Source organism: Syntrophotaleaceae bacterium (assembly GCA_041390365.1).
Taxonomy (GTDB): Bacteria; Desulfobacterota; Desulfuromonadia; order Desulfuromonadales; family Syntrophotaleaceae; genus JAWKQB01.
In genome coordinates this window covers 927,195-949,667 of the sequence record JAWKQB010000003.1, presented here as the reverse complement: position 1 = coordinate 949,667, position 22,473 = coordinate 927,195, and the positions used below count along the sequence as shown (strand labels likewise).

The window sequence follows — 22,473 nt, the reverse complement described above, 5'->3', positions numbered from 1 at the left end:
GGCTCCTGCGAAGAAAGCAGTAGTCAATTAATCGTACTCGTACTCAGTCCCGAAGGGACGGTACTCGTACTCGAAGCCTGAAAAGCCGAGTACGAGTACGAGTACGATTACGCATATTAAAGAAAAAAACGAGAGGGGTTTATGCAGGACAAAGTCATCGACATCCACTGCCACACCGCCGGTATCGGCGCCGGCAACAGCGGCTGCCGGATCTCCGCCAAGATGCGCGGCAGCTGGAAATTCCGCTACTACCTCAAGGCGTTCGGCGTCACCTCCAATGAGTTGGAGAATGAAGGGGATATGCTGGTATTGCGCCGCATGTCGCAGCAGCTCGCCGAATCGAGCTCGGTTCATCAGGCGGTCGTTTTCGCCCTGGACGGCGCCGTCGACAGCAGCGGGCAATTCGACGAAAACCTCACCGAACTGTATATCCCCGATACTTTCGTCGAGCAGGCCTGCCGGCAGTATCCCAACCTGCTCTTCGGCGCCAGCGTCAACCCCTACCGTCCCGACGCTCTCGATCGCCTCGAGCGGGCGGTTGCCCGCGGAGCGGTGCTGTTGAAATGGCTGCCTTCGATTCAGGGCATCGACCCTTCGGACAATTCGCTGACCCCCTTTTACCGGCGCCTGGCGGAACTGGGTCTGCCGTTGCTCAGCCATACGGGCGAGGAGGAATCCTTCACCCGGGCCGACAACACCCTGGCCGATCCGGAGAAACTGCGACTGCCCCTGGAACAGGGGGTGACCGTTATCGCCGCCCATTGCGCCAGCAACGGCCGCAACGGCGTGGAGCGCAACTTCGACCGTTTCCTGGCGCTGATGAAAAAGTTCCCCAACCTGCACGGCGACATTTCCGCCCTGACCCAGATCAACCGCCTCGGCCATCTGCAGCGCATCCTGCGCTACGAGCAGTACCACGACCGGCTGCATTACGGCACCGACATGCCCCTGCCCCGCACCGGACTGACCTCCCCCTGGTTTCAGCTGGGCCGACTGCCCTTCGGCACCATCCGGCGGCTGGCCGCACTGCGCAATCCCTGGGACCAGGACCTGCAGCTGAAACTGGCCCTCGGGCTTCCGGTCCGGGTGCTCGGCAATACTCCCCGCCTGCTGCGCCGGGCCAACCAGGACCTGTGACGCCCCCAAGACCGAAATCTCCCAATGAGGTCATCATGGCTGACATCGACATTCCGCACCTGACTTCCGGCTTCCGCCGTCTCAATGTCATTCAGGCCCTCGGGGCCCTGAACGACAACCTGATCAAGCTGATCATCGTGTTCTTCCTGATCGGCCCGACGGGCATCGATCAGGCGGGCGCGGTGGCGGCCCAGGCAAGCGCCGCCTTCATCATCCCCTTCCTGCTGTTCTCGGCGCTGGCCGGATCACTGGCCGACCATTTCCCGAAAAACCGCATCATTCTCTGGGTAAAAGGGTCTGAGATCGGCATCGCCCTTGTTGCCGTCAGCGGAGCCTGGCTGCACAGTCCGGTCCTCTTGTACCTCGCCATTTTCCTGCTCGGCTGCCACAGTGCGGTCATGGCTCCGGCGAAATACGGCGTAGTTCCCGAGATGGTCGGCCGGGAAGCCCTGTCCCGCGCCAACAGCCTGCTGGAGATGTTCACCTTCCTGGCCATTGTCAGCGGTACGGCTCTGGCGCCCTTCCTTGCGCAACTGTCCGGGGGACGCTACGGCATCGCCCTGCTGGCCGGAGTCGTCCTCGCGCTGGCGGGTTTCGTGACCGCCTGCACCCTGCCGTCGACACCGGTGCCCGACACCGGCCGCCCCCTCACCGCATCGCCGGCAGCCTACTGGCGCACCCTGCGAAGCCTGCGGGAGGACAACTATCTGCTCCTGGCCGTCATCGGTGCCGCCTATTTCCTGTTCGTCGGCGCGTTCTGCCAGCTCAACCTCCTGCAGTACGGCAAGGATATTTTCGATTTCAGTCAGGAACAGAGCGGATACCTTTTCGTGCCCGCCGCCATCGGCATCGGTCTCGGCTCCTGGCTGGCCGGGCGACTCTCCGGCTGCAACGTCGAATTCGGCGTGGTGCCGATCGGTGCCGCGGGGCTGGCGGTGGCGTCTTTCGCCCTGCACGCCGTCCCGCCCTACCTCCCGGCGGTGCTGATCATAGTGGCCCTGTTCGGCATCAGCGCAGGCCTGTTCATCGTGCCCCTGCAGGCCTTCATCCAGCTCCGCGCTCCGGCCAACCGCCGCGGTGAAATCCTGGCCGCATCCAGCTTTCTCAGCTGGGTCGGCGCCCTGGCGGCCTCGGGCCTGCTCTGGCTGGTGTCCAAGTCCCTTGGCATGTCCGCCGGCGCCGCCTTCAGTCTGCTCGGCATCATCACCCTGATACTGGCCGGCCTGACCCTCTGGCTGCTGCCCGATTTCCTGATCCGGTTCATCGCCCTGGTGATCATGCGGATCGGCTACCGGCTCACCCTTATCGGGGAAAGGAACGTGCCGGTCGAAGGGGGAGCCCTGCTGATCGCCAACCACGTCTCCTGGGTCGACGCCCTGCTGCTGGTCGCCACCCAGCAGAGGCGCATCCGTTTCGTCATGGATCGCAGCATCTACCGCACCCCCTTCCTCAAGTGGATCTTCCGCCTGATGAAAGTGATTCCCGTATCGGCCAAAGACGGCCGCAAAGGCCTGGTGGAGTTCATCAACAACTCCCGCCGGGCGCTCGACGACGGCTACATGGTCTGCATCTTCGCCGAGGGGGAGATCACCCGCAACGGCATGCTCAATGAATTCAAGGGTGGCTTCGAGCGGATCGTCAAGGGCAGCGACCACCCGATCATTCCGATCTACATCGGCGGCGCCTGGGGCAGCATCCTCTCCTACGCCCACGGCAAACTGCTGGCCCGCTTTCCCGTGAAGCTGCCCTATCCGGTCACCATCGCTTTCGGCGAGCCTCTGCCGGCCGGCAGCAGCGCCCACGACGTGCGCCGGGCGGTGATGGAGCTGTCCGCCGCCTGGTTCGACTCCCGCAAGCCCCAGCGCCGCAGCCTGGGCGAGCTGTTTGTGGAGACCGCCCGGCAGAACTGGCGGCGCCGGGCGATCGCCGATACGGCTGGGCGCGATCTAACCTACGGTCAAACCCTGATCGCGGCCCGGATTCTGGCGAAGGGGCTGGCCGCCGTGACCGGCGATGCGCGCATGGCCGGGGTCTGCCTGCCCCCCTCGGCGGCCGGGGCGCTGGTCAACCTGGCCCTGAACCTCAACGGCACGGTGCCCGTCAACCTCAACTACACCGCATCGGCAGAGGGCATCCGCTCGGCCCTCGACCGCTGCGAGATCCGAACCACCGTCACCTCGAAGCTGTTCCTGGAAAAACTCGGCACCCTGCCGGAACTGTCCGGCAGGGTCTTCGTCGAGGATCTGCTGGCCGGAATCGCCACGGGCGAAAAACTGCGCGCCTTCTGCGTCGCCCGCTGGCTGCCGACCCGGTTCTGGGCCCGACCGAAAGGGTTCAGGGCCGACAGCCTGGCGACGGTCATCTTCTCGTCCGGCAGCACCGGGGAGCCGAAGGGGGTGATGCTGTCGCACCACAACATCCTCTCCAACCTCGAGGCGTTGCGCATCGTCTTCCGCGTAAACCGCAGGGACAACATCTGCTCGGCCCTGCCCTTTTTCCATTCCCTCGGCTTCACCGGCACCCTGTGGCTGCCGCTGCTGTCCGGCTTTTCTGCCGCCTACCACAGCAATCCCCTGGATGGGGAGACCATCGCGCGTCTGGTCCGGGAGCAGCGCTCGACCCTGCTGATCGCCACCCCGACCTTCCTCATGGCCTATCTGCGCCGCGCCAAAGAGGAGGATTTCGCCTCCCTGCGGCTGGTCATGACCGGGGCGGAGAAACTCAAGAGCAAACTGGCCGACAGTTTCGAGAAGAAATTCGGCATCCGCCCCCTGGAAGGCTACGGCGCCACCGAACTCTCGCCGGTCATCAGCCTGTCGGTCCCCGACGTGGAGATCGACGGCATCCGTCAGACCGGCTCCAGGGAAGGCAGCGTCGGCCTGCCTGTCCCCGGCGTCGCCGTCAAGATCGTCGACCCGGACAGCTTCGAACTTAAGAGGGAGGACGAGACTGGACTGATCCTGGTCAAGGGCCCCAACCTCATGCTCGGATACCTGGGAAATCCGGAAAAGACCGCCGAAGCGATCCGCGACGGCTGGTACGTGACCGGCGACATCGGCCGTCTGGACAAAAGCGGCTTCCTGCACATCACCGACCGCCTCGCCCGCTTCAGCAAGATCGGCGGCGAAATGATCCCCCACGGCGCGGTGGAAGACGCCCTGCACGCCGCCCTGGGCCAAACCGGCGTACTGGCAGTAACCGGCATCCCCGACGAAAAGCGGGGCGAAAAACTGGTGGTGGTCCACACCCCGGAAGCCGGCGACGCCCCCACCCTGCACAGCCTGCTGACCGAATCCGACCTGCCCAACCTCTGGAAGCCGGGCAAGGATTGTTTCGTTCAGGTCGACACTCTGCCGCTGCTGGGCACTGGAAAGCTTGATCTGAGAGGGGTTAGGGAGACGGCGATGGCGGCGATGCAGGGGTAGGGCAGGTTTCAGGGTTCAAGGTCCAAGGTTCAAGGTTCAAGGTTCAAGGTCCAAAAGATTTTGACTCTCTTTCCCCTGTGACGCAGCCGGAGCGGAGTGGATGGCGGGCGAAAAAGGCGGAAAAACTGTCTGAGGGAGCGTAGCGAGCGAGTTTTTTCCGCCCGCCCGACGTCTGCTTCGCGGAGGGTACCCGCCGCAGGCGGGCAAGGAGCGGGGCGCGTTTTTCTGCTTACTCTTTTGACGCGCATCAAAAGAGTAAGGCGTCGTGTGGGGGCGCAACCCCACGGTGTTATCAAGGGTGCGGGGACAAAACCCCGCGATGTAAAAGATCCAACAACAGAATGAGATGAGACATGACCATCTACCAACTCAAACCAGCCTTCCAAAACCTCCTCCGCCCCCTCTGCCAAACCCTGGCAGACCGCGGCACCACCGCCAACCAGGTCACCCTGGCGGCCCTGCAGCTGTCCCTGGCAACCGGCGTGATCATCTGGCTCAGCGGCGGCGCCCAATGGGCCCTCTGCCTGCTGCCGATCGTGCTGTTCCTGCGCATGGCCCTGAACGCTATCGACGGCATGCTGGCCCGGGAACACCACATGAAATCCAACCTGGGCGCGATCCTCAACGAACTTGGCGACGTCCTCTCCGACACCGCTCTTTACCTGCCGCTGGCGACGGTTCCGGGCATGAACCGGACCCTGATGGTACTGACCGTCATCCTGGCCATTATCAGCGAGATGACCGGAGTGCTCGCCCTGCTCGTCGGGGCGGAACGGCGTTACGACGGCCCGATGGGCAAAAGCGACCGCGCCTTCGCCTTCGGCGTGCTGGCACTTTTGCTTGCGGCCGGGGTTCCCGCCGGCCTCTGGCTGCACATCGCGTTGTTCGCCATTTTCGTTCTTCTGCTGCTGACCATCTTCAATCGGGCCAAACGCGCATTGGCGGAGGGGGAGGCATGATTCCGTCGCTTTTCCTGTCGGCATCGGGCATGGTCACGAACCAGGGCGGACACGCGGGTCCGCCCCTACAGATGTCCGGCGTCCATTGGTTCATGGTGGCCGTCCTGGCGCTGTTGGTCGTCAGCACCGCCGCCATCCTGATCCTGAAAAAATTGCGCCCTCAGAAGGACCACTCCGAACTGGTGCTGCGAATCAGAACCTGGTGGCTGATCGTCGCCCTGCTGTTCGGCGCACTGCTCCTGTCTAAAGGCGCCGCCATCATCTTCTTCGGCCTGATCTCCTATCTGGCCTTCAAGGAATTCATCACCCTGATCCCCACCCGCCGCGCCGACCATCGGGTGCTGTTCTGGGCTTACCTGGCCATTCCGCTGCAATATTTCTGGGCCTACATCGAATGGTACGGGATGTTCATCATCTTCATCCCGATCTACATGTTCCTGTTGCTGCCGATGCGCATGCTGCTGCGGGGGCAGACGGAAGGCTTCCTCAAGGCGGCCGGCACCCTGCAGTGGGGATTGATGACCACCGTGCTCAGCCTGAGCCACCTGGGTTACCTGCTGGTGCTCCCCATGAACGGAGAGGGGAAAGCGGCGGGAGCGGGACTGGTGCTGTTTCTGATCAGCCTGACGGAACTGAACGACATCGCCCAGTACCTCTGGGGCAAGAGCCTCGGCCGCGCCAGGGTCGTGCCCACGGTCAGCCCCAACAAGACCTGGGCAGGCCTGATCGGCGGCATTGCCACCACCGCCATCCTGGCCTGCCTTCTCGCCCCGTTGCTGACCCCCATACCGGCTCTGCAGGCCCTGCCGGTGGGAGCCCTGATCGCCGTCGCGGGATTTTTCGGCGACATCTGCATCTCGGCGGTCAAACGGGACATCGGCATCAAGGACTCAAGCACCCTGCTCCCCGGCCACGGCGGCATCCTCGACCGTGTCGACAGCCTGACCTTCACCGCCCCGCTGTTTTTTCATTATGTTTATTACTTTTACTTCTGAATGCGTGAGGAGTGAGGAGTGAGGAGTGAGGAGTGAGGAGTGAGGCGATTTTGGTTTTTCAGATTCTGCCTGTCAACCCCCCTGTGACGCAGCCGGAACGGAGTGGACGGCGGGCGAAAAAGGCGGGCAAGGAGCGGGGCGCGTTTTTCTGCTTACTCGCGCGGGGACGCAACCCCGCGGTGTTGGGGTTCGTCGCGCAAGGGACGAACCCCCGCGGTTTCACAGGTTTTATAATGCTTTCAGGAATATAACAATGACCAACATCCTGCGCCACATCTGGCACCTCTGCATCATCCGCCCCCTGATCCTCTTCGCCCTGGGCGTCAACATCCGCAACCGCGAGGGTTTGTACAAAGCCGCGCCGGCGATCATCGTCGCCAACCACAACAGCCACCTGGACACCATGGTCCTAACCTCGCTTTTCCCCTTGCGGCTGCTGAAAAAATTCCGCCCCGTAGCCGCCGATGACTACTTCCTCAAAAACCGATGGCTGGCCTGGTTCGCCCTGAACATCATCGGCATCATCCCCCTGCAGCGCCAGGTCCGCAGCGGCAAGAGCGATCCCTTGGCCGGTTGCTCAAAAGCGATCGAGTCGGGCGATATCCTGCTGCTGTTTCCGGAAGGAACCCGGGGTGAACCGGAACGGCTGGCCGCCTTCAAATCAGGCGTGGCGCATCTGGCCCAACGCCATCCAGAAGTGCCGGTCATTCCTGTCTTCATGCAGGGGCTTGGCAAGGCCCTGCCCCGGGGGGAATGCATCCTGGTTCCCATCGTCTGCGACCTGGTCGTCGGCGAGTCGATCTTCTGGACCGGATCGCGGGGGGAGTTCATGAAGCAGCTGGAAAAACGCATGCAGGAGCTGGCCCGGCAGGTTCAGCGGACCATATTGGAATAACCTTTTTTGAAAAGCGCCTCGTGCCCGTTCGCTTTGCTCACTCAAGCACGCAAAGAGCGCCAAGAAAACCTGTAAATTCTGCTTTTCCTTTGCGCCCTTTGCGCCTTTGCGCGAGAACAGATTTTCGGTTTTGGTTTTGAAAAATTCGCACATTTCCCGAAGGAGGGCAGCATGGAAGACTGGACGACATCGGAAGGAACGTTCCTCAGCTGGGACGATACCAGCCTGTTTTACCGCAGCTGGAAACCCGCTATGACCAGCGACAGGGCCGTGATCATCATCCACCGCGGCCACGAGCATTCCGGACGGGTGGCCTCTCAGGTCGAGGGCCTCGGCCTGACCGGCTTCTGGGCCTTCTCCTGGGACAACCGGGGCCACGGCCAGTCGCCGGGGGAACGGGGCCATGCCGACAGCTATTACCACCTGGTCAGGGATCTGGACGCCTTCGTCCGCCATGTTTCGGAACAATACGGGATCCCCGTCGAAAACATCGCCGTGGTGGCAAACAGCGTCGGCGCGGTGACGGCGAGTGCCTGGGTGCACGACTACGCTCCCCGCATCCGCGCCCTGGTCCTGGCCGCACCGGCCTTCCGTATCCGCCTCTATGTGCCGCTGGCGATCCCCCTGCTCCGGCTGCTGCTCAAGATCAAAGGCAAGGCTTTCGTCAGCAGCTATGTCAAGTCGAAGATGCTGACCCATGATGCCGAGGCAGCCTTCGACTACGATGCGGACAGGCTGATTACCAAGGAAATCGCCGTCAACATCCTGCTCGAGATGCACGATACGGCAACCCGCATCATCGAGGACGCCGCCGCCATCACCACTCCGACCCTGGTCCTTTCGGCGGGCTCCGACTGGGTGGTAAAGAACGCGGCGCAGAGGCAATTCTACCGCCGGCTCGGCTCGACCAAGAAACGGATGGAGGCCTATCCGGGGTTTTTTCACGCCCTCCTGAATGAAAAGGAGCGACAACGGCCGCTGACCCACGCCCGGGAATTCATCCTCGAAGCCTTCGACCGCGAGATCGACCGCTCGGCCCTGCTCGAAGCCGACCGGGGCGGTCCGACCCGGACTGAATACGACCTGCTGCGGCAGTCCACAACCTGGCCTTCGGCCCTCTTCTACGCTATTCAGAAACTGGGGATGCAAACCATCGGCAGAATGAGCGACGGGATCCGCCTCGGCTGGAGAACCGGCTTCGACTCCGGCCAGTCCCTCGACTATGTTTATGAGAACCGGCCCCGCGGGCTGGGGTTCCCGGGGAAATTCCTCGACCGGAATTACCTGAACGCCATCGGCTGGAAGGGCATCCGCCACCGCCGCGAGAATCTGGAGAAGCTTTTGACCGAAACTATCGAGCGGATCTCCGCCTCGGGCGAACCGGTAAGTCTGCTCGACGTTGCCACAGGATGCGGCCGTTATGTGCTCAACGTCCTCAAGGTCAACGGTCATCGGGAGATCAGCGCCCTGCTGCGGGATTTCACCCCGGCCAACCTCGATCAGGGACGGGCGCTCGCGGCGGAGATGGGGCTGGAGAACGTGCGCTTCGAACAGGGGGACGCCTTCGATCCCGATTCGATCCGTGCCGTGGGACCCCGGCCCAATCTGGCCATCGTATCGGGACTGTACGAACTGTTCCCCGACAACGGCATGGTCTGCGCCTCCTTGAAAGGGATCGCCGACGTCATGGAACCGGGTGGCTACCTGCTCTACACCGGCCAGCCCTGGCACCCACAGGTGGACATGATCGCCCGGGTTCTCAGCAACCGTGACGGAGATCCCTGGATCATGCGCCGCCGTTCCCAGGCCGAGATGGACGAACTGGTGAGGGCAGTCGGTTTCGAAAAAATCGCAATGGAGGTCGACCAATGGGGCATTTTCACCGTCTCCGTCGCCCGACGCGCGGCGAACTGATCTACGCGGCGCTGCTCTCTGCGGCCACCTCGCTGCTGTTCATCGCGGTCTATGGCGGCTGTTCCTGGCTCACCTCGCTGCGCAGCGACGTCGGCACCTGGGTTTACGGCTGGGAGCGGATGATCCCCTTCGTTCCGGTGATGATCATCCCTTACATGTCGATCGACCTGTTCTTCATCGCCGCGCCCTTCGTCTGCGCCGACCGGGCGGAAAGAAACCTGCTTGCCAAACGGATCGTTTTCGCCATCCTGGCCGCCGGGGCCTTCTTCCTGCTGATGCCCCTGCAATTCGCCTGGCCGCGGCCGGTGCCTCAGGGCTGGACGGGACCGATCTTCACCTTCCTGCACGGTTTCGATCGCCCGTACAACATGTTTCCGTCGCTGCACATCGCCCTGCGCACCCTCCTGGCCGACACCTACGCCCGCCACACCCGGGGCTCCCTGCAGTGGCTGGTTCACCTCTGGTTCAGCCTGATCGGCTTCTCGACCGTTCTCACCTGGCAGCATCACATCATCGACGTCGCCGGCGGCTTTGTCCTCGCCCTGTTCTGCTTCTATCTGATCCGCGAACCTGTCGCCGCAACTCCTGCCAGGAATTATCGGGCAGGCTCCTGTTACGCCTGCGGTGGTGCTGCCCTGATCCTGTCCGCCCTCGCTCTCAAGGGCTGGTGGTTGCTCCTGCTCTGGCCCGCCTTCGCCCTTCTCCTGGTGAGTGCCGCCTATTTCGGTTTGATCGCCGACGTTTTTCACAAGACGGACGGCCGCCTGCCCTTGAGCACCCTTTTTCTTCTGGCCCCTGTACTCCTCGGGCATCGGCTCTCCCTGCTCTATTACCAGCGCCGGGCGGACCCCTGGAACCAGATCCTGCCCGATCTCTGGATGGGCCGCAGGCTTGATGAAAAGGAGGCGCAAAAAACTCTGCAACTCGGGGTCACGGCGGTCCTCGACCTAACCTCGGAATTTTCCGAACCCCAGGCCTTCCGGTCGGTGCGCTACCTGAACCTGCCGGTTCTCGACCTGACCGCCCCTAGCCCGGGACAATTGTCCGCGGCTCTCGAGTTTATAAACTCGGAAAAAGCAAAAGGGATCGTTTACGTCCACTGCAAGATCGGTTATTCGAGGAGCGCCGCCGTGGTCGGCAGCTGGCTCCTTGCAGCAGGGTTGGCGGGATCGGTTGATGAAGCGACCACGATCCTGCTGCGGGCCAGGCCCTCCCTGATCGTGCGACCTGAAGCCCGGATGGCAATAGCCTCAAACCTCGCCCCATCCTGACGAAAACGACATTGCCGAGATCATCCGAAAATACTGCTACAAGATTTTTGGCTTATCTCTGAAATGTCGAAGGCCGGCCCCAAAGTTATGGAGCCGGCCTTTTTGTCTGTGTCGACGAAATTCCTGTGCGAACCCTTAATGCTATGCCAGATCGTCGGCGGCAGGTGCTTCCGGCTTCTGCAGTTTGACCAGGTCGGAGGTGTTTTCGGCGATGCGGAACAGGACGATGAGCAGCTCCAGATAGATGCGAACCGCCAGAATGGCCAGCACCACAGCGATGGGAGACAGAATGAGGCTGAGAATACCAGTTCCGAACCCATTGCCGAAACCGGAGATGATCATGCTCAGGCCCATGATGACGGCGCATGCAATGCCCAAAATATAGAGCACCTTGATGAGGCGGGTAGTCACGAATTCAGAAAAAGAAAAATCCAGGAAACTGCCCAAAATGCCTTCCCAAAAACCTTTGTCCATCACAAACCTCCCTGAAATAGAGAAAAAACCACTTGCCTGCGCATCGACAGGAGTCTATGCCGGCCACTAATAAGATTTCAATAATAATTTCTTTAGAAGCCCCTTGGCCCCCGAATGCCCTGATCCCTCTAAATATCTTTCCTGCCTCTGCCGCACAGGAAGCAGGTCAATACTTCACCCGCGTCCGGTAGGTCAGCTGGGCCTCCCCTTCGGCCGGGACCCTGATCTTCCAGACGGCCGTACGGGCATTTTTCTTCTCATGCGGCAGGTTTTCCTGGACGATCTGCCAGTCTCCGGGCATCGGTTCTTCAACGATGACAGTCACCGGCTCGGATTTGGCATTTTTCAGTTCGATGCGATAAGCGCTTTCGATCAGGGTTTCCTTTTCGCCCCCGGCCAGCTTCTTGTAATCGGTCTGCACCCTCCTGGCGTTGACATCGAAGGCCTCGCCCAGACGGAGACGGACTGCTTCGTTTTTCGCGGTATGCTCGATCCTGTCCTCGCCGACGAACTGGGCGTTGCCGCGGCTGTCCTGCTTGTAGACGCGAATGACCCCTTTCGGCAGCGGCACGCCAAGGCCGGATTTCTCACGATTATTGAACTCCAGATAAACCGCCGGATGAAGCTTCTCACCTAGGTCGCCATGACGCCCCCGGTAATAATATTCCCCGCCGCGCAGCACATACTCCTTGGCCGCCGGCACTCCCGCCGCCGTGAGCAGGGCCACCTGCTTGACCTGGTTCTGCCTGATGGTGGTCGGGCGATCGAGGGTGTAGAGATGATAATCGAGCAGTGTCTCCTCGGCCATTTTGGGGGCTTCGGCCATCGCCATCATGGAGCGGGCCTCGAAATCCATGACTGGAGGTCCGGCGACCCGGTGCACATTCCCCGCCACCAGCTGCAGCCGCGCATCCCGGAATTCGGCGCCACTCTGGTTCGACAGGGTGACCCAGCCGTAAAGATCGAGCCGGTCATCTGCGGGATTCAGCTCGGCCACATAGTCGGCCTCCCAGGAGAGCCCGGTGGTCAGATAGCTCAGCTCGAGTTCCCGCTCGCCGGCCCGATCGCTGGCCAGCTGCACCACCAGGGTCGGCCGGTCCCGCAAATTCTCCGGCACGGCCGGAAACACCAGCCGGCCGGGGACTCCGGTCTCGATCCTGTCGCCCATGCGCAGCACCACCCCGCCGTTGGCGGCCAGGACTTCGGCCTGCTCGCGGCTCTCGGCACCGGTCTGCGGGTGAACCCGCACTACCTCGACGCTCCGGCCAACGTATTTTTCCAGCAGTTTTGCAGGCGTCAGCAGGTCGAAATCGAAGCTCTGTTCGATGACCTGCAGGGTTTTCCCGTCCCCGGATGCCTGCAGCAGAGCCGTCTCCGGCATCATGCCGCCGCTGACCTCCCGCAGCGCCAGCAGGCTCTCTCCCTTGGGCAGAGCGATCCGCCGCAGATCCCTGACCAGCGCCAGATTGTCGTTGTAGATGGTCACCGCCACCTGCTTCTGATCCTGCAGCGTGCTGCGCACTTCCGGCAGATCCTGCCGGGCATGAACAACCCCGGCCGTAAAGCAGCCGGCCAAAATCAGAAGAATCCCCAGAACATTTCGGTACGTTCCCTTCATTCCAGCCTCCATGATGGATGGAAAAACCTTTCTGGTTATGCACCTGGCCCGACTTGCATCCGAATTATTCGTACTCGTCCTCGAGCCCCTCGCACATCCGCATCGGCGCCGATGACCTGTTTGCCTGCATTGAAACGATAGGAACAAGAAGACGTTTAATTCCGAGCACGCGTACGAGCACCGCCCCTTCGGGGACTGAGTACGAGTACGACTATGTGGGACCATCTGAAACCTCACGCCGGCTCCAGCCCGGCGAACTTGAGCAGCAGCTTTTTTATGCCGACGGTACGGAAGTAGACGAAGACCTTCTGCTGGTCGCCGCTCCCTTCCAGGCGCCGGACCGTGCCGATACCGAACTTGGCATGCCGCACCTGCTGGCCGATGCGCGGGAGCCCCCCTTCCGCCTCGGGAACCATCCGCACCTCTTCCTCGAAAACATCCTCCTGCTCTTCGAAAAGCTCCGGCTCGAACTGCTCGAAGACGGAGGCCAGGTTGTGAGTGGCGGCATGCCGCAAGGTCGGCTGTTCGCCACCGGAGAGCAGATGGCGGGGAATTTCCCCCAGGAAACGGCTTGGGGGATTATACTGAAAATCGCCGTAGATCCTCCTCCTTCGGGCATGGCTGAGATAAAGCTTGTCCATCGCCCGGGTCATACCCACATAGCAGAGCCGCCGCTCCTCCTCGAGAGAGTCCCCCTCCTGTAAAGTACGACCATGGGGAAAAAGCCCCTCCTCCATGCCGGTCAGAAAAACCACGGGGAATTCAAGGCCCTTGGCTGCATGCAGGGTCATCAGCGTGACCCGGTCGAGGTTGCCATCGTAGGCATCGAGATCGGTCACCAGGGACACCTGTTCGAGGAATTCCTCCAGGGTTTTCTCCGTCCCCTGGTGCTCCTCCATGCCGGCCAGCAGCTGCTCCAGATTTTCCAGGCGACCCTGGGCCTCTTCCCGATCCGACTGCAGCAGAGCCGAATGAGCCGCCTCCCGCAGCATCGGCCCGTAACCACTCTCCTCGATCAGGGTGGCCGTCAGTTCAGGGAACGGCAGCTGATCCACTTTGTAACGGAGGGTATGCATCATCTCGGCGAAAGCAGCCACCTTGGCGGCAGCGGCCCCTTTGAGCAGGCCTCGCTCCAGAGCCAGATCGCAGGCCGGCAGAAAACCTCCGGCTTCTTCTTCAAGGACGATGATCTGCTCCACGGTTTTCGCACCGATGCCCCGGGCCGGCACATTGACGATGCGGCGGGCGGAAAGGGAGTCGGCGGGATTGACCAGCACCCGCAGATAGGCCAGCACGTCCTTGACCTCCATGCGGGCATAAAACTTCACCCCACCCACCATGACATAGCGCAGGCCCTCTCTCACCAGGGCCTCCTCCAGGGCGCGGGACTGGGCATTGGTGCGGTAGAACACCGCAGCGTCCCGCAGATGGCGGCCGTTGCGCCGCAGACGGACGATCTCCGCAGCCACGAAGCGGGCCTCCTCCAGGTCGTCGCCGCAATCCTTGAGAGTGATTTTGTCGCCGGCCGGGTTTTCCGTCCACAGGGTCTTGCCCTTGCGTCCGACGTTGCGCGCCACCACTCCCCCCGCCGCCTCCAGAATGGTGGCTGTGGACCGGTAGTTCTGCTCCAGTCGTATGATCCGGGTTCCGGGGAAATCCCTCTCGAAGCCCAGGATGTTGCCGACCTCCGCTCCCCGCCAGGCGTAAATGGACTGGTCGTCGTCCCCGACCACGCACAGGTTGCCGTGGGCCCCGGCGAGCAGCTTCACCAGGCGATACTGGACCTGGTTGGTGTCCTGGAACTCGTCCACCAGCAGATGCCGGAAGCGTTCGCTGTATTTGGCGAGAACTGCCGGATGGTCCTCGAAGAGCTGCAGGGTGACCAGCAGCAGATCCCCGAAATCGAGGGCGTTGGCCTGCTTGAGGCGCTTCTGGTAAAGCGCATAGACCCGCCCGATCAGGTCTCCGTAGTAATCGCCCCGGTCGACCTGCTCCGGGCGCAGCCCCTTGTTCTTGGCGCCGTCGATGGCACCGGCTGCCGAGCGGGCCTGCAGGGTCTTCTCCGGAATGTTCAATTCCTTGAGAATGTCCTTGAGCAGGCGCTGCTGATCCTGATCGTCGTAGATGGTGAAATGGGAGGAAAACCCCAGATGCCCGATCTCCTGCCGCAGGATGCGCACGCAGGCGGCATGAAAGGTGCTGACCCAGGGCAGTTCGGAAGAGCCGAGCAGGCGCTGCAGCCGCTCGCGCATCTCGCCGGCGGCCTTGTTGGTGAAGGTCACCGCCAGAATCTGCCAGGGGGGTATCTGACCTTGGCGAATGAGCCAAGCGATGCGATGGGTCAGGGTCCGGGTCTTGCCCGATCCGGCGCCGGCGAGGATCAGCAGGGGTCCCTGCTGATGCAAAACCGCCTCGCGCTGCATGCCGTTCAGGGATTTCAACAGATCATTCATCGCTTTCATCCTCGAGCGAGCGCACCATCAGGACCCGGTTGTAGGCCGAGACCATATCCCGGCGGGAGATGATGCCGAGCAGCTTCTGGCCGCTTTCCTTGTCCACCACCGGCAACTGCTCGATATTCCGGTAGCCGATCTTGCGCATGGCGGAATCGAGGTTATCGTCCTCGAAAACGGTGATGACCTTCAGGGTCGCCAGCTCCTTGACCACCACCAGATCGAGCAGGTCCCGCTCGAAAACCACCCCTGCGAAATCCTGCACGGAAATGATCCCGGTCAGATCCCCGTTGCGATTGACCAGAGGGAAATTGGCATGCCGGGTGCTGACCATGAACTCGTTGAACTGGCGCAGGGTCATGTTTTCGGGAACCGATTCAGGGTCGCGGGTCATGACGTCCCCCACCTTGAGCGACTTCATGATGTTCCGCTCCTTGCCCGCCTCCAGATCGATGCCGGCCCGGGACAACTCCACCGTGTCGAGGCTGTCCGACTTGTAGTGGCGGCAGATGGCGGTGCTGATGACGCAGGAGAGCATGATGGGGATGATGACATCGTAGGAGCCGGTCATCTCGAACAGCAGGAAGATGGCGGTAATCGGCGCGTGCATGGCGGCGCTGAGAAAAGCGCCCATGCCGACCAGGGCATAGGTTCCTGTCAGATTGACCGTGTTGGGAAAAAGCCAGGCCAGAAATTTGCCGAAGGCCCCTCCGGTGACCGCACCGATGAACAGGGCCGGGGCGAACAGTCCCCCCGGCATGCCGGAGCCCAGGGTGATGGACGTCGCCACCGTTTTCGCGATCACCAGTGCGGCGAGTACCCACAACAGGCCCTCTCCCCGCAAGACCACCGACTCCATGAACTCATAGCCGTTGCCGAAAACCTGGGGAAAGGCGATGCCGATAATCCCGACCAGCGCTCCTCCCAGCAGCGGTTTGACCAGCCGGGGAAGCTTGAGAGCGGCGAACCGGTCGACAATCCGGTAATGAAAATCGATGAACAGCACCGCCAGCCCGCCGATCAGGATGCCGAGAATCGCGTAGAAAGCCAGTTCCCAGGGGTGAGCCAGGGGATAGACATCGACCCGCAGAGCGGGAAGATCGCCCAGTAGGGCGCGGGAGATGACAGTACTGATGCCGCTGGAGATGACGATGGCGGTAAAACTAGTGAGTTCAAAGGCCGAAAGCAGCACGATTTCGTGGGCGAAAAAAACCCCGGCAATCGGTGCGTTGAAGGTCGCCGCGATCCCGGCGGCCACCCCGCAGGCCACCATCACCTTGAGCCGGTTGCCGCTCATTTTGAAGGTCTGCCCGATCTGACTGCCGATGGCGCCCCCGATCTGAGCGATCGGGCCTTCCTGTCCGGCGGATCCCCCCGTCCCAAGGGTGATGGCGCAGGCCAGCCCACGGGTGAACATCAGCCGTCCCGGAATCTTCGCCCCTTTGAGATTGACCCGTTCGAGAAAGTCGGGAATACCGCTTTTCATATCCTTGGGAAAAAAGATCCAGAGGGGGATCAGCAGCAGGGCGCCGGTCATCGGGAACAGCACCGACCAGAAGCGGGACAAGCTCCACTGCTCCAAGGAAATGGCAAAAAACTCCGAACCCTGTTCGATGACCAGCCAATGAATCAGGTCAATGGCTTTGCGAAAAGCGTAGTTGCCAAGTCCTGCGGCGATACCGATACCGACCGCCACCAGGGCCATGAAGGTATTTTCGGTCATGCCGAGCCGGGGGAAAAGGGCGGCGGCCCGTCGTCGAAACCAGGAGGAGAGGGAGGCAGGGGACATGTGCGGCATTGTCATCATCAGACTTTCTGCGGGAGATTTCCAGGGCGAAAAACAATTTTCGATTCTAAAAGGTCTCGCCGGGCAAATCAACCGCAAATCCGGAATTTGCATATCCCGCCGGAAAGTGGCAACCCTTCTCTCCCTTTGGGCAGCGTCGCGGACTGATCCATTTCCAATCCTCAGGCTTTTTGTGCTACCCTTCTTTTCATTTACCCAGGAGTTCCGATGACCCGGACCGCCGGAATCGCCCGACTGTTGACCCTGCTGATGCTGGCAGCCCTCGTGGGCTGCGCCCCTTTTCTGCGCAAACCGGTTTACGATTATTCAGATTACCAGGACCCCTTGGGTGAAGTCATAGGAGCTCAGACGGATGTTCCCCTTGAATCCATGGGCTATTCCACCCAGGTCGGCGCCTTCGGCAATCTGGAGAATGCCGTGCGCCTGGAACAGCTGCTTCAGCAGCGGGGGATCGAGGCCTATTATTTCCGCCATGAATCCGGTCTGTTCAAGGTCAGGTTCGGCAATCACCCTTCCTACCAGATGGCCCGCAGCGAGGCCGAGCGGTTGCAGACCCAGGGTTTGATCGATGCCTTCTTCATTGTCATTCCGGAAGATTACGCGGCCGCCCGGATCCGCAAGACCGGTCGAGGCGACCTGCGGGAGGAATTGGTCAGAACCGCCCACCGTTTTCTCGGGGTTCCTTATCAATGGGGCGGAACCGACAGCCAGGGAGGATTCGACTGCAGCGGCCTGACCATGGTCTGCTACCGCCTCAACGGCCTCAACCTGCCGCGGGTGTCCCGCAACCAGTTTCAGGCCGGGCGCTGGGTTCCAAAAGATAAACTGCAGAAAGGGGACCTGGTATTCTTCGCCACCCGGGGCGGTAACCGGGTCAGTCACGTCGGCATGTATATCGGCGGCGGCCGCTTCATCCACGCCCCCCGCACCGGCGACAAGGTCCGGATCGAAAAACTGTCCAACTCCTTCTTCACCAAAACCTACATGGGCGGCCGCAGCTATCTTTAGATCTACCCTCCAAATCGAAATCGAAATCGGGATCGAAATCGGCCTTTGACCTTAAGTTCGAGACAGCTCCTCGCATCCCAAAAGAAAAGGCCCGCGATCGCGGGCCTTGAAGCTCTCCGTGTTTTACCGGGAGAAACCATTCACAGCCGCCCGAGCAGCCGCAGCAGCCCATCGAGGGCGGTATAGGGATGGGGCGGACAGCCGGGGATGTAGAGGTCGACCGGCAGCAGATCGCCGATGCCTTTGTTGACTTCAGGGCTGGTCAAAAAAGGCCCGCCGCCGATGGCGCAGGCGCCGGAGGCGATGACCAGCTTCGGTTCCGGCACCGCGGCGTAGGTGTCGAGCAGGGCACTCTTCATGTTCTCACTGACCGGACCGGTCACAATGATGCCGTCGGCATGACGCGGGGAGGCGACGAACTGGATGCCGAAGCGGCCGAGGTCGAAAGCCAGGGTTCCGAGCACGTTGAGATCGGCTTCACAGGCGTTGCAGCCCCCCGCCGAAACCTGGCGCAGCTTCAGTGAGCGTCCGAACAGCTTCTGCATCCGCTTGTCCAAAGCCTCGGCCAGAATGGCTTCGCCACCGTCGACCACCAGTTCCTCTCGCCGCCGCGCTGCCAGGCGCCAGTCGCGGGAAAAGGTCAGGGCCCCATGGGAACAGGCGGCCGCACACTCGGCGCAGAACAGGCACAGCCCCATATCCAGCCGCAATCGACCATCTTCCTTGTCTAGCGCTCCATAGGGGCAGACGGCAATGCAACTGCGGCATGCTTCGGGGCAAAGTTCGGGTTTCAGATCCGGCCGGCCGCGAAACCGCTCCGGCAATACCGGGTCCTGACGGGGATATTTGCCGGTCCGGTGACCCTGGCGCAGCCGTTCAACGATGATTTTCAACATGCCCTGTTTCTCCTTACAGGTCGAAGCCGCAATACGACAGGTTGAAGCTTTTGTTGCAAAGCGGGAAGTCGGAAATCTGTTCCCCCCTCAAAGCCATGGCCAGCCCGCTCCAGTTGCGGAAGGACGGATCGACGATCTTGTAGCGGAGGGGCTGGCCTTGCCGGTCGGTCAGAACAACATGAACCACCTCGCCCCGCCAGCCCTCCACCAGGGAAACCGCCAGGCTCTCGGGAGCGGTTGGCGGCAGCGGCCGCAGCAGCTCTCCGGACGGCAGTTTTTGCAGGGCTTTTCTGACCCACTCCAGCGAATGACGAATTTCGCGGCGGCGAACGTTTGCGCGGGCGTAGACATCACCGGTCTCTTCCACAACCGTTCGGTCAAAAACACCTGTGTAGGCACCCGCAGGATGATTCAGACGGGAGTCGATGGCAAGGCCGCAGGCCTTGGCCGCAACACCGACCAGGCCGAGGCTCCGGGCATCGGCCTGGCTCACCCGGCCTGTCCCTTCCAGACGGGCAAGTGCAGAGGGGGTTTCGAAAAACAGGTCGATGGCCCCAAGGGTGTTGCGCGCGACCGGTTCAAAGCGCTCCAGCAGGCGAGCGGCCAGATCGGAAGGAACATCGTATGCCACCCCGCCCGGTCTTACCAGACCGCGGCCGAACCGGTTGCCGCAGAGTTCGGCGGTGAAGTTGAGGTAGTCACCGCGTAAACGACCGCAGTAGGCCGACGTTGGCAGAAACCCGACATCTCCGGACAGTGCTCCGATATCCCCTACATGATTGGCCAAACGTTCCAGCTCCAACGCCAGGGCCCGCACGGCCTGAGCACGGGGCGAAGGTTGCATGCCGGCCAGAACTTCCTGGATCTGGCAGTAGGCTGTTGCATGGCCGATGGTGGTATCGCCGGCAACGGTCTCCACTTGATGCATCGCCGCCGCGGAACCGGGGGATAGAAGGATTTCGAGCCCGCGGTGCTGGTAGCCGAGGGAGATTTCGAGATGCATCACCTGCTCACCATGGCACTGAAACCGGAAATGTCCCGGTTCGATGACACCGGCATGCACCGGCCCCACCGCCACCTCGTGCACCTCCTCCCCCTCCACCCGATAATAGTTCATGTCGCCTGGAACCGGCCGGTTCCGGGGATCGCGACCCCAGGCGTCACGATCGGTCCAGCTTCGTTGGAACCGCACGGGCTTGAACCAGGGATGGCCCTCGGGAACGACTCCGTACTGTTCGGCAATTTCCCTCTCGAACAGATGGAGCTGAGGACAGCAGGGGGTCAGAGAGCGGAAGCTGCGGCCGATCCTGGTGCGCAGCAGATGCAGCAGCCCCTCGCGATCACAGACGATAACGGCGAACAGGTCGAGAAGATCTCTTTCCACCGGTGCGGCGAAATAGGCGGCAATCCGCCCCTCGGCTTCAAGCTGGGCAAGGAGCCTGCAGGAAAACTCCTCGAATGCGAGGACCGGCAGGGCAGCCAGCGGGGTTGTTCCGGGGTTTTTCAGGGTCCCCATCGTATCGATCCGGCTCGTCATGGCTTGCTCTCCAGCAGGGAAGCGGCCTCCTGCAAAAGTCTGGTCAGCGGGGCGGGAAGATAAAGGCCGAGCACAAGCACCGCCAGCAGCAACACCAGGGGAGGCGTCACCAGCAGCAGCCGATCCCTGGCATGCAGATCCGGCTCGGTCGGCTCCCCCTGAGTTGCACTGAGAACCGTAGCCCCCATGCCGATGAACACCATGGCCAGCAGGAGCAGGAAAACCACACCCACCGCCATCCGGCCCGATTCGAAGATCCCTCGAAGGATGGTAAACTCGCTCAGGAAAGGCCCGAAGGGGGGGGATCCGGTTATGGCCAGGAAGCCGGCCAGAAAAAGGCCTCCCGATACCGGCAGCGCGGTTGCCGCACCACGCACTTCGGAAAGATGCTTGCTGGCAAAGGCTCGCTGAATGTTACCCGCCGAAAGAAACAGACAACCCTTGGTCAAAGCATTATTGATCAGGTGCAGCAGGGTGCCGAAGGTGGCCAAGCCGCCGATGCCGACCCCGATAGCCAGGATTCCCATGTGCTCAACCGAGGAATAGGCCAGCATCCGCTTGATGTCGGGCTGGCGCACCATGAACACCGCCGCCAGCAGCAGAGAGAGCAGTCCCAGCCCAAGCATGGCCTGGCGGGCCATGGAGAGATCGCCGGCGGCGGCCATGATCTGCATCCCCCGCAGTATCGCCAGAAAGGCGACGCTGGTCAGCCCGCCGGCCAGAAGCGCACCGACCATGCCCGATGCTTCACCATAGGCATCGGGTTTCCAGGTGTGCAGCGGGGCCAGCCCCATTTTGGTGCCGAAACCCACCAGCAGGAAAACAAAACCCGCGTGGAGCCAGGGCCGGGCCAGGGTCGGTCCCTCGGCCAGAAGACTGTCGAGTTGCAGGCTGACATCCGCCCCGCCGCCGAGGGCCGCATAGGCAATGAACATCAGGCCGAGCATCGCCAGGGCGATGCCGACCGAGCAGATCAGCAGATATTTCCAGGTGGCCTCGATGGACAGGCGGTTTCGGTTGTAGTAGATCAGAGGAGCGCTGGCAATAGTCGTCGCTTCAACGGCAATCCAGAGCACCCCGAGGTGACGGGCCGTCACCGCCAGGGTCATTGCGGAAAGAAAAACGAGCAGACAGGGCACGATGGCCCGGTTGCCCCGATCCCGGCGCATTTTCAGATATTCGACAGAGTAGAGAGCGCAGGCGAGAAACAGAACGCTGGTCACCAGGAGCACCAGGACCGAAAGGGCGTCGAGCCCGACCCAGGTACCGGCCGGCGCCGCCGGTTCGCGACGGCTGCAGAGCAGGATGGCCAGGCTAAGATGCGTTCCGCCGGCCGCCGGCAGCAACCAGGAGCGGGCCTGGTACCAGGGGGTGACAAGAGCCAGAGCGGCAAAGGCCAGGGGGATGAGGATCAGCAGGGCAAACATGGCGTTATTCCTTGAGGGCCGAGAGGTATTCGGTATTCAGGGTTGAAAATTCCTGGTTGATCTGGTTCATGACGATCCCCATGACGAAAACGCCGACCAGCAGGTCGAGCAGGACCCCGGCCTCGACCATCAGAGGCATTGCTTCGGAAAGCAGCACTCCGAAGATGAAGATGCCGTTTTCCAGAACCAGGTAGCCCAGCACCTGGGTAATGGCCTTGCGACGGGTCATCAGCAGCAGAAAACCGGCAAAGAGCGTGGCCAGGGCGGTGGGGATGAAAAGTCCGCCACGATGCCCCTCGACCAGCGGCAGGGAATCGGCAAAGATGAAGGCGCCGGCAGTCACCAGGGCACCGAGGATCATCGTCGGCACGAACCCGATCAACGGCTCGACCTCCTTGCGGATCTTCACCTCACGGATGGCTTTGAGCAGCAGCCAGGGGATGAACAACCCCTTGAGAAGGAAGGCGCCGACCGCCAGCAGCAGGGCATGACCGGAAAACCCGTGCGCCGTGACCGGCAGCAGAGCCAGCAGCGCCCCCTGCAATGCGACGGCCCGGATGCACGCCGCCAACCGGGAACTCCCGAGGCAGAAGAAGTTGAGCAGAATGACCAGCAGCAGACAGAAATTACTTAGACCGTACATGGAATCACATCTCC

The 22,473-nt window shown here is 61.9% G+C and carries 17 protein-coding genes; 9 read left to right on the top strand and 8 right to left on the bottom strand.

The window, feature by feature from the left end; genetic code table 11:
- Positions 1-141 precede the first annotated feature (141 nt).
- The 7 genes from R2940_16600 (at position 142) to R2940_16570 (ending at position 10,596) form a co-directional block, all read left to right on the top strand.
- Entirely contained in the window at positions 142-1,137 is a 996-nt protein-coding gene (locus tag R2940_16600; GenBank protein MEZ4601410.1) for an amidohydrolase family protein, read from the top strand.
- A 35-nt stretch (positions 1,138-1,172) separates the two neighbouring features.
- The gene (locus R2940_16595; protein MEZ4601409.1) at positions 1,173-4,562 is read left to right on the top strand and encodes an acyl-[ACP]--phospholipid O-acyltransferase; all 3,390 of its coding nucleotides are present in this window, start codon (positions 1,173-1,175) and stop codon (positions 4,560-4,562) included.
- Between the two features lie 353 nt (positions 4,563-4,915).
- Positions 4,916-5,521 (top strand): CDP-alcohol phosphatidyltransferase family protein, encoded by a 606-nt coding sequence (locus tag R2940_16590; protein MEZ4601408.1) that lies wholly within the window; start codon positions 4,916-4,918, stop codon positions 5,519-5,521.
- Positions 5,518-6,516, top strand: coding sequence for a phosphatidate cytidylyltransferase (locus R2940_16585; protein ID MEZ4601407.1), 999 nt, complete (start codon positions 5,518-5,520; stop codon positions 6,514-6,516). Before R2940_16590 ends, R2940_16585 begins: the two co-directional genes overlap by 4 nt.
- 253 nt (positions 6,517-6,769) lie before the next feature.
- Entirely contained in the window at positions 6,770-7,411 is a 642-nt protein-coding gene (locus R2940_16580; protein ID MEZ4601406.1) for a lysophospholipid acyltransferase family protein, read from the top strand.
- Positions 7,412-7,582: 171 nt separating this feature from the next.
- On the top strand, positions 7,583-9,325 hold the full coding sequence (locus R2940_16575) for a bifunctional alpha/beta hydrolase/class I SAM-dependent methyltransferase (protein ID MEZ4601405.1): 1,743 nt from the start codon (positions 7,583-7,585) through the stop codon (positions 9,323-9,325).
- A complete protein-coding gene (locus R2940_16570) occupies positions 9,280-10,596 on the top strand; it encodes a phosphatase PAP2/dual specificity phosphatase family protein (GenBank protein ID MEZ4601404.1) in 1,317 nt (438 codons plus the stop codon). The genes R2940_16575 and R2940_16570 overlap by 46 nt, the downstream gene beginning before the upstream one ends.
- 141 nt (positions 10,597-10,737) lie before the next feature.
- On the opposite strand, the gene R2940_16565 is transcribed toward R2940_16570, so the two are convergent.
- The 4 genes from R2940_16565 to R2940_16550 form a co-directional block, all read right to left on the bottom strand.
- Positions 10,738-11,070 carry a DUF4282 domain-containing protein gene (locus tag R2940_16565; GenBank protein ID MEZ4601403.1) on the bottom strand — a complete coding sequence of 111 codons (333 nt, stop codon included), beginning with the start codon at positions 11,068-11,070 and terminating at the stop codon, positions 10,738-10,740.
- 166 nt (positions 11,071-11,236) lie between these two features.
- Entirely contained in the window at positions 11,237-12,688 is a 1,452-nt protein-coding gene (locus tag R2940_16560; GenBank protein MEZ4601402.1) for a DUF4139 domain-containing protein, read from the bottom strand.
- Positions 12,689-12,921: 233 nt separating this feature from the next.
- Positions 12,922-15,141: a UvrD-helicase domain-containing protein gene (locus R2940_16555; protein ID MEZ4601401.1), complete on the bottom strand. Its 2,220-nt coding sequence runs from the start codon at positions 15,139-15,141 to the stop codon at positions 12,922-12,924.
- Positions 15,134-16,948, bottom strand: a complete 1,815-nt coding sequence (locus tag R2940_16550) for a chloride channel protein (protein ID MEZ4601400.1) — start codon at positions 16,946-16,948, stop codon at positions 15,134-15,136. Before R2940_16550 ends, R2940_16555 begins: the two co-directional genes overlap by 8 nt.
- On the opposite strand from R2940_16550, the gene R2940_16545 reads away from it, so the two are divergent.
- Together R2940_16545 and R2940_16540 are read left to right on the top strand one after the other, a co-directional pair.
- Positions 16,929-17,159: a hypothetical protein gene (locus tag R2940_16545; GenBank protein ID MEZ4601399.1), complete on the top strand. Its 231-nt coding sequence runs from the start codon at positions 16,929-16,931 to the stop codon at positions 17,157-17,159. The two genes, R2940_16550 and R2940_16545, sit on opposite strands and share 20 nt — an antisense overlap.
- Positions 17,156-17,956 (top strand): NlpC/P60 family protein, encoded by an 801-nt coding sequence (locus R2940_16540; GenBank protein MEZ4601398.1) that lies wholly within the window; start codon positions 17,156-17,158, stop codon positions 17,954-17,956. Before R2940_16545 ends, R2940_16540 begins: the two co-directional genes overlap by 4 nt.
- 140 nt (positions 17,957-18,096) lie before the next feature.
- On the opposite strand, the gene R2940_16535 is transcribed toward R2940_16540, so the two are convergent.
- The 4 genes from R2940_16535 to R2940_16520 are packed head-to-tail and all read right to left on the bottom strand — an operon-like array spanning position 18,097 to position 22,459.
- A complete protein-coding gene (locus tag R2940_16535) occupies positions 18,097-18,852 on the bottom strand; it encodes a hydrogenase (protein ID MEZ4601397.1) in 756 nt (251 codons plus the stop codon).
- 13 nt (positions 18,853-18,865) lie between these two features.
- Positions 18,866-20,389 (bottom strand): NADH-quinone oxidoreductase subunit C, encoded by a 1,524-nt coding sequence (locus R2940_16530; protein ID MEZ4601396.1) that lies wholly within the window; start codon positions 20,387-20,389, stop codon positions 18,866-18,868.
- Complete coding sequence (locus R2940_16525) at positions 20,386-21,816, bottom strand: proton-conducting transporter membrane subunit (protein MEZ4601395.1); 1,431 nt, start codon at positions 21,814-21,816, stop codon at positions 20,386-20,388. The genes R2940_16530 and R2940_16525 overlap by 4 nt, the downstream gene beginning before the upstream one ends.
- 4 nt (positions 21,817-21,820) lie before the next feature.
- Positions 21,821-22,459 (bottom strand): hydrogenase, encoded by a 639-nt coding sequence (locus R2940_16520; protein MEZ4601394.1) that lies wholly within the window; start codon positions 22,457-22,459, stop codon positions 21,821-21,823.
- Between the last annotated feature and the right edge of the window lie 14 nt (positions 22,460-22,473).

What these genes read in the sequence shown, in the direction of transcription:
- R2940_16520 (MEZ4601394.1), bottom strand. Translation starts at nt 22,459, where the DNA reads ATGTACGGTCTAAGTAATTTCTGTCTGCTGCTGGTCATTCTGCTCAAC.
- R2940_16580 (MEZ4601406.1), top strand. Translation starts at nt 6,770, where the DNA reads ATGACCAACATCCTGCGCCACATCTGGCACCTCTGCATCATCCGCCCC.
- R2940_16595 (MEZ4601409.1), top strand. Translation starts at nt 1,173, where the DNA reads ATGGCTGACATCGACATTCCGCACCTGACTTCCGGCTTCCGCCGTCTC.
- R2940_16565 (MEZ4601403.1), bottom strand. Translation starts at nt 11,070, where the DNA reads ATGGACAAAGGTTTTTGGGAAGGCATTTTGGGCAGTTTCCTGGATTTT.
- R2940_16590 (MEZ4601408.1), top strand. Translation starts at nt 4,916, where the DNA reads ATGACCATCTACCAACTCAAACCAGCCTTCCAAAACCTCCTCCGCCCC.
- R2940_16560 (MEZ4601402.1), bottom strand. Translation starts at nt 12,688, where the DNA reads ATGAAGGGAACGTACCGAAATGTTCTGGGGATTCTTCTGATTTTGGCC.
- R2940_16545 (MEZ4601399.1), top strand. Translation starts at nt 16,929, where the DNA reads ATGTGCGGCATTGTCATCATCAGACTTTCTGCGGGAGATTTCCAGGGC.
- R2940_16570 (MEZ4601404.1), top strand. Translation starts at nt 9,280, where the DNA reads ATGGGGCATTTTCACCGTCTCCGTCGCCCGACGCGCGGCGAACTGATC.
- R2940_16600 (MEZ4601410.1), top strand. Translation starts at nt 142, where the DNA reads ATGCAGGACAAAGTCATCGACATCCACTGCCACACCGCCGGTATCGGC.
- R2940_16575 (MEZ4601405.1), top strand. Translation starts at nt 7,583, where the DNA reads ATGGAAGACTGGACGACATCGGAAGGAACGTTCCTCAGCTGGGACGAT.
- R2940_16585 (MEZ4601407.1), top strand. Translation starts at nt 5,518, where the DNA reads ATGATTCCGTCGCTTTTCCTGTCGGCATCGGGCATGGTCACGAACCAG.
- R2940_16530 (MEZ4601396.1), bottom strand. Translation starts at nt 20,389, where the DNA reads ATGACGAGCCGGATCGATACGATGGGGACCCTGAAAAACCCCGGAACA.
- R2940_16535 (MEZ4601397.1), bottom strand. Translation starts at nt 18,852, where the DNA reads ATGTTGAAAATCATCGTTGAACGGCTGCGCCAGGGTCACCGGACCGGC.
- R2940_16525 (MEZ4601395.1), bottom strand. Translation starts at nt 21,816, where the DNA reads ATGTTTGCCCTGCTGATCCTCATCCCCCTGGCCTTTGCCGCTCTGGCT.
- R2940_16540 (MEZ4601398.1), top strand. Translation starts at nt 17,156, where the DNA reads ATGACCCGGACCGCCGGAATCGCCCGACTGTTGACCCTGCTGATGCTG.
- R2940_16550 (MEZ4601400.1), bottom strand. Translation starts at nt 16,948, where the DNA reads ATGATGACAATGCCGCACATGTCCCCTGCCTCCCTCTCCTCCTGGTTT.
- R2940_16555 (MEZ4601401.1), bottom strand. Translation starts at nt 15,141, where the DNA reads ATGAATGATCTGTTGAAATCCCTGAACGGCATGCAGCGCGAGGCGGTT.